Raw genomic sequence first — 1353 nt, 5'->3', positions numbered from 1 at the left:
GGCGTCGTCTATAATGCAAAAGGCCGCTATGAGACGGGAAAGCATAGCGGCCACTATTTTTTCAGATCCAGGGGATAGGTAGCAACTTGGGTTACACATAAATCCTTACACGACCCGCGCATCGCCCTCATCATAGGATGAGGGGCTCGTCAAAGTCCGTGTATCTGTCCTTGCCATGGGCTCTCAAGGACTTTTCCCGGCCACCATAAAGAACATAGATGCGAAGGCTATCTTTTTCCAGGTCCATGATCTTGAGGAGTTTGGCCTCGAGGTCCTCCAGTTGAGCCAAGGTGACCCTGCACTCAAAGAGGGAGAGCTGGACCCTTTGACCGTAGTTTTTACAGACTTGAGCCACCCTGCGCAATCGCCTTTGGCCGTCCTCTGATTGGGTATCTACATCATAAGCTACGAGAACGTCCAGCCGATGCACGCTCACCTCGCCAGAAAGGCTGGATACCTGGGAAGGTCCCCACGGAGATACCGGGCCAAGAGCCGCGCTTGCAGATGAAGCAAGAGCCCTATGGGTACCGTCTCTTTCAACAGGGGGTGTGTAACCTCTTCCTGCTTCCGCCGTTGGTAGGCTGTGAGCACTTCCCCCCGTCCTTCTTCGCTCAGATAGACCGCCCCGCCGGGCCGTTCTACGAAGTGCTTAAGTGTGATCTGCCTCCGGTTGATAAGGGTCAGGGCCAAGCGGTCGGCCCACCAAGCCCGAAACTCCTCCACGAGGTCCAGAGCTAATGAGGGCCGCCCGGGCCGTAGGGCATGGAGGTAGCCCACCTGGGGATCCAGGCCCACCCCCTCCAAGGCAGCCACAGCATCGGCGACCAGCAAGGTGTACAGGAAGGAAAGCAACGCGTTGACCGGGTCACGCGGGGGGCGCTTGATCCGCCCGGTAAAGGAGAACTCAGGTGTTAGAAGCATCTCGCCAAAGGCCCGGAAGTATGCGGCGGCGGCCTGCCCTTCCAATCCTCGGACCTCCTCGAGGTCCTTGGCCCGGGAAAGATCCGCCAAAACAGCCTCATGCTCCCTGAGCGCTTCGCCCAGAAGCGCTGAGGAGCCTCTCTCCCGCAAGGCGCGGAGGAGAACAAGCCTAGCGTTGCGCACCTTGGCGTAGACGAAGGTCTTGGCCAAGGCAAGGGCCTTTTCCTCCCGATCAAGGGCTTGGTGCTGCGCTCGCCTCAGAAGCACGTTTCCTGACGTTCGGCCTTCCAGCCGCCCGTGGAAGCGCCCGTGCTCGCTTAGCCATACAATAGGCCGCCTCAAAACTTGCACCTCCCGCATACCCCGCATAAACCTTCACCCCCTCCCCCCGGCGGCCCCAGACCCAGGGCGTGGAGCTCCCGCAGGATGACC

General features: G+C 59.7%; 2 protein-coding genes. Both read right to left on the bottom strand.

The features are described from left to right. Positions 1-130 precede the first annotated feature (130 nt). Entirely contained in the window at positions 131-430 is a 300-nt protein-coding gene (gene cas2 / locus BLP62_RS13405) for a CRISPR-associated endonuclease Cas2 (protein WP_014511151.1), read from the bottom strand. A gap of 2 nt (positions 431-432) precedes the next feature. Then, entirely contained in the window at positions 433-1281 is an 849-nt protein-coding gene (gene cas1c / locus BLP62_RS13400) for a type I-C CRISPR-associated endonuclease Cas1c (protein ID WP_241374339.1), read from the bottom strand. Positions 1282-1353: the final 72 nt, after the last annotated feature.

Origin of the sequence: Thermus arciformis (assembly GCF_900102145.1) — a bacterium.
In the GTDB taxonomy this organism is placed as follows: domain Bacteria; phylum Deinococcota; class Deinococci; order Deinococcales; family Thermaceae; genus Thermus; species Thermus arciformis.
The sequence above is the reverse complement of the archived record's forward strand: the minus strand, read 5'-3'. Positions and strand labels throughout refer to the sequence as shown.

Excerpts from the sequence above, each read along its gene's own strand:
- cas1c (WP_241374339.1), bottom strand. The coding sequence starts at position 1,281 with ATGCGGGAGGTGCAAGTTTTGAGGCGGCCTATTGTATGGCTAAGCGAG.